Genomic DNA, 4,699 nt, shown 5'->3' with positions numbered 1-4,699 from the left:
CCGGCCGGAACCAGGGAAGCCCCTGTCGGCCACGGGGGTGACCGACAGGGGCCGTGTCCCTCACCGTGCGCCGGGTGGTTGCACGGCACCCCGCACACGGGGGCGGACCGGGGCGAGAGCCTGAGCACGTCAGCTCAGACGAAGGCACGACCTGCCTCCTGCCCAAGGCTTGTCCGATCGGGGGACAACCGGCCTGCCCCTGCCGCGTCGCGCTGACGCGATCACGGGAGGGACAGGAGCCTGTGACTACTCGTCGCGGACCACCATCGCGAAGGAGGTACAGATACGCCGGAACCCACGATGGTTGCTCCGGCCGGTATGGCTCATGCACTCCACATCGACGGCTGCACTGTCCGTCGACGGCTCCGCCTGCCACTTGCAGTGAAGACACTCCGCCTCGAACGTCACGTCAGTGTCCGGGTGCTCCGTGATCCGGTGCTGCACGTACCGCAGGACTGAGCGGCTCATCGCGGCCCCCGCGTCTTGTGCGGGTGGCACCTGATCTCTACGTCCGCATCCGTCGCCGCCGACAGGTCGCCCCTGTCCCGCGCCGCCTGGCGTTGCGAGACCAGCGATGCACACACGTCACAGCCCGGCGCAGGCTCCGGCGGGGGAAGGGGCAGGGCCAGAGTCACCGGACCACTCATCGTCCTCGGATTGCTCACGCTTGCCGCCTCCCGACCGAATGTCCTGAGCGAGAAACCAGTTTCGTCCGGACTATCGGGAGAGCCCACCACTATTGGTGTTGTCGGGTAAAGATCATGGACCAGTCACTGAGGAGCGACCGGCAATCCTCCCCGAAGACGGCATGGGATTCGTATCGCTCGAAATCCTCCCGGTATGCGCTGACATCCCTGTGATCCCGGAGTATCAAAGCCCCCGTATGAGTCTCGACCTGGACCAGCCGCCGGTCATAGACCGTGAAGACGCTGAGCGGCGTCTCGGCAATAGGGCCGAGACGCCCGAGGGGGATGACGCCGAGCCGCACGTTTGGAATGCGGGAGACGGAAGCCAGGCGGTCGAGCTGCATTGCCATTGCCAAGGGGGAGGCGAGAGGCCAGCGCACAGCCTGTTCCGTGAGAAGGAACGTGAAGAACTTCGAGGAGTCCATAAGGACTTGCTGGCGCTCCAGCTTCTTCGTGATCGTCTTGGACATGTCGCCGGAGTTACGCGAGAGACTGGCCCGCACATAGTCAGGCGTTGCCAAGAGACCCGTAATCATGGTCGGCAGGAAGAACCGGAACTCTGTGGTGACGGCTTCCAGCCGGGCCAACTCGTTCTGCTTCTTGTCCAGTCCCCGCCGCTGGGAACCCCAGTGATCCTGCCACTCCGTGTTTGCCGCGCGGGCAAGAGCGAGGATCTCGGCCGCCACCGCCCCCTCTGCCCCAAGAGCTTCGAGGATCATTTCCACGTCCACTGTGGCCGGGGTCAGCTTTCCGCTCTCGATATTGCTGACCCTGGTCTGGCTCATGTTGCAGCGCTTCGCGAGCCGGACTTGAGTCCACCCGGCCCGCTTGCGCTCGTCCTTCAAGATCCCTGCCAGGTCAGACCTGGATTGACCTAGGGTCTCCGGATCAAAAGTCAAGGCCTTTCACGTACTCCTCGAAGGGGACTGATTCGGATACCGCGATCCTCTGGTATTCGAGGAACGGTTCAGGCGAACCGTCGTGGACCTCTCGGCTGATCTGCCTGCCGTCCGGGTGATAGTTCATGAGCACCACTTGGGAGCGGTCGAAAATCCAGAAGTCCTGCACTCCGTCCAGGGGATTGGGCCTATTCGACACGTCGAGAATGCGGATCTGCTCACCCGCCATGGCGTGGGCCTTGTAGTAGTGGTGGAACTCGAAGCGCAGGTAATCCGACAGGGGACGAGTGACGACATGGACGCGCCCCTGCGTGCGCCCCTCCGTGGCCTGTCGGCGTAGCCGGTCGGTGTACTCGTTCGCCACCTTCTCCGGGTCGATGTGCGCGCCGGCGCGGAAGGCTGCGAACTCCTCTTCCTCCTGCGGCATGAGGTATTGCGGCAAAGCCTCAAGACGCCATGCCTCCCGCGTGAACCGCTCGAATCGCGCAGCCCATTCCTCACCAGCCAAGAACACGAAACGCCTCCCTCAACGTCTCCTCCGGGATCTCTACGAGCCCTTCCCCGGCAGGGGCGTCGAACGCCTGCGACACGTCACCTTGGACGACGAATGAGCCGGACGCGGTCTGGTAGACGTTCGGGCAGTCATCCTTACCGCACGTGCCGTTCCCGTTGCCGGTCAGCCGGGTCAGTTCCTCACGAGCCATGGTGGACCCCCCTGTCCCGCGCCCCCTCGTGGGGCGGCTCCACGACCGTACGGAGCAGGCGTCACCGCCGTCTATGCGGTCACGCCAATATTGGCGTTGTCGCATAAAGAAGCCCCTCGGGAGGGACCGGAGGGGCGGGAGTCAGCGGACGAGCAGGGCGGCGGGTGCCCGGCAGGACTGGACGGGCGTTCTCAAGTAGAGGCAAGATCCATCTCGGCCTGCCGGGCTTCGCACGACCCTGGCCCAGCCTGCGTCTGGCAACTTCCCGCCGTCGCAGCCCTGGGGTTGGACACGTGACCAACGCATGACCAACAGCCGCCCGAAGCGGCCAGAAACAGCAGGAAACAAGAGGAGGACGCAGCCGCAGAAACCCGCTCCGCCATGGGTGTTTGCACAGGTCAGGGCATACAAGAGCTGATGCCCGAGTGGAGAGTTCAAATCCCCCCTCGGACACCAGCGGAAAACCCCCCAGGTCATCCTGGGGGGGGGTCGCCTTTCCCCGCTCTACTCCTTGATGCGCAGGAAGGTCACGGAGTGCGCCGGGAAGGTGTGGGTGAACACGCGTCCGTCGACGCGCAGGGCCGACCTGCGTGGCGTCACCTGGCGGTCCTCCGCGGTGTTCACCGCGTCCGGGGCCGCCTGGAGCGTGGTCAGCCGGGCGGTACGGGAGGCCGGCTCCGTACCCAGGTCGATCCGGGTCCTGGCGTCCGCGGCCTGCGCGTTGACCACCTTGACGACGAGCTCGCCGGTGGCGTCGTCCCGGGTGACCACCTGCCGGAAGGGTTCGGCGGGCTTGTCGTCGGTGAAGGCGCCCCACTGCTCGCCGTCGAGGAAGAGGGTCACCTGCCGGCCGCGCACCTGGACGTGGACGTCGTACGCGCGTCCCGTCTCGATCGTGGTGGTGTCCTCGGTCATCGTCTGCTTGGCGCCGTCCACCGTCTTCTCCACGGCGGAGCGGGTGTTGTTCCAGCCGCCGAGGTTCCACCAGTAGGTGTTCCCGGTGTCCTTGACCCCGAAGGCGACGAGGAAGCCTTCCTTGCCGGCCTTCTTGGTGGCCTTCACCCGCAGGTCGTAGTTCTGCCAGCCGGTGTCCCCCGCCGTGACCAGGGTGTTCTCTGCGCTCTCGTCGGACTGGACGTACGCCCCGTCCTCGACGGCCCAGGTGCCCCGGCCCGCCGCCTTCGTCCACTGCCCGTCTCCGGCGGAGAAGTCGTCGCTCAGCAGCTCGGCGCCGTCCGCCCCGGTGACCCGGACATCGTCGTACGCGGCGGCGGTCGCCCAGGTCGACAGCCCGACGGCGCCGGTGATCGGTGCGGTGGTGGCGGGTGTCGAGGAGGCGGTGCTCGGTACGACGCGGTCACCGACGTTGTTCATGAAGAGCTTCTGCATCTCGTAGTTGGCCGACCCCCATGACTTCTCGTTGTCGAACCAGATCATGTCCGGCCGCCACTGCGCGTCGTTCGTGTCGGCGAGGAGCGGGGCGTAGGAGGCGAGCTCCACGACGTCGGCGTTGCGTTCCAGGCCCGTCATGAAGGCCGCTTCGGCGAGGGCGTTGGAGAAGCGGTTGTCGAGGGAGGCGTACTCGCCGAGGAACACCTTCGGGCCCCGGCGGTCGTAGGTGTCGTAGCGTGCGTTGTTCTCCAGGAACCACTGCGGGCTGTTGTAGTAGTGCTCGTCGACCATGGCGACGCCCGCGTCCCGGTTGAGCTGCCAGGCGCGGTCGAAGGTGGTGCCGCTGTCGTCGGGGCCGGAGTTGCCGATCACGGTGATTCCGGGGTACCTGGCTTCGATGGCCTCGCGGAACTGGGTGAAGCGGGCGAAGAACTCGTCGGGGAGGTTCTCCTCGTTGCCGACCGCCAGGTGTGTGAGGCCGAACGGCGCGGGGTGGCCCATCGCGGCGCGTTTCGCGCCCCAGGTGGAGCCGGCCGGGCCGTTGGCGAACTCGATCAGGTCGAGGGTGTCCTGGATGTGGCGCCGCAGCAGGGCGGGGTCGTCGGTCGCCTTGTTCTGGCCGCAGCCGGTGACGAGGGCGGGCACGACGGGGAGGGCCATGGCCCCGATGTCCTCGGCGAACTGGAAGTACTCGTAGTACCCCAGGCCGTACGTCTGGTTGTAGCCCCAGAAGTTGGCGTTGACGGGGCGCTGCTCGACCGGGCCGATGGTGTCCTTCCACTGGTAGCTGCGCTTCCGCTCCCAGTCGGGCGCCTCGTAGGCCTCATGGCTCCCGGTGTTGACGATGCAGCCCCCGGGGAAGCGCAGGAAGCCCGGTTCCAGTGCGGCGGTCTTCTCCGCGAGGTCCTTGCGCAGGCCGTTCGCCCGGCCCTTGTAGGTGTCGCGGGGGAAGAGCGAGATCATGTCGAGCCGTACGGTTCCGCTGCCGCCCGCCGTGACGGTGAGCCTGCCGTCCGCC

The 4,699-nt window shown here is 66.5% G+C and carries 4 protein-coding genes; all 4 read right to left on the bottom strand.

What is annotated here, in order from left to right:
* Window positions 1–736: 736 nt before the first annotated feature.
* Window positions 737–1,585 carry a helix-turn-helix transcriptional regulator gene (locus tag VN520_RS34580; protein WP_325750907.1) on the bottom strand — a complete coding sequence of 283 codons (849 nt, stop codon included), beginning with the start codon at window positions 1,583–1,585 and terminating at the stop codon, window positions 737–739.
* Complete coding sequence (locus tag VN520_RS34575) at window positions 1,575–2,099, bottom strand: DUF6879 family protein (RefSeq protein ID WP_325750906.1); 525 nt, start codon at window positions 2,097–2,099, stop codon at window positions 1,575–1,577. Before VN520_RS34575 ends, VN520_RS34580 begins: the two co-directional genes overlap by 11 nt.
* Complete coding sequence (locus tag VN520_RS34570; RefSeq protein ID WP_325750905.1) at window positions 2,083–2,289, bottom strand: hypothetical protein; 207 nt, start codon at window positions 2,287–2,289, stop codon at window positions 2,083–2,085. Before VN520_RS34570 ends, VN520_RS34575 begins: the two co-directional genes overlap by 17 nt.
* A gap of 504 nt (window positions 2,290–2,793) precedes the next feature.
* Window positions 2,794–4,699, bottom strand: a 1,906-nt coding sequence (locus tag VN520_RS34565) for an alpha-L-arabinofuranosidase C-terminal domain-containing protein (RefSeq protein WP_325750904.1), incomplete at its 5' end; no start/stop codon positions are given.

Origin of the sequence: Streptomyces sp. (genome assembly GCF_035563135.1) — a bacterium.
Classification (GTDB): domain Bacteria; phylum Actinomycetota; class Actinomycetes; order Streptomycetales; family Streptomycetaceae; genus Streptomyces.
This window is presented reverse-complemented; position numbering and strand designations above follow the sequence as displayed.

Coding starts and splice junctions, on each gene's coding strand:
- VN520_RS34570 (WP_325750905.1), bottom strand. CDS start 2,289: ATGGCTCGTGAGGAACTGACCCGGCTGACCGGCAACGGGAACGGCACG.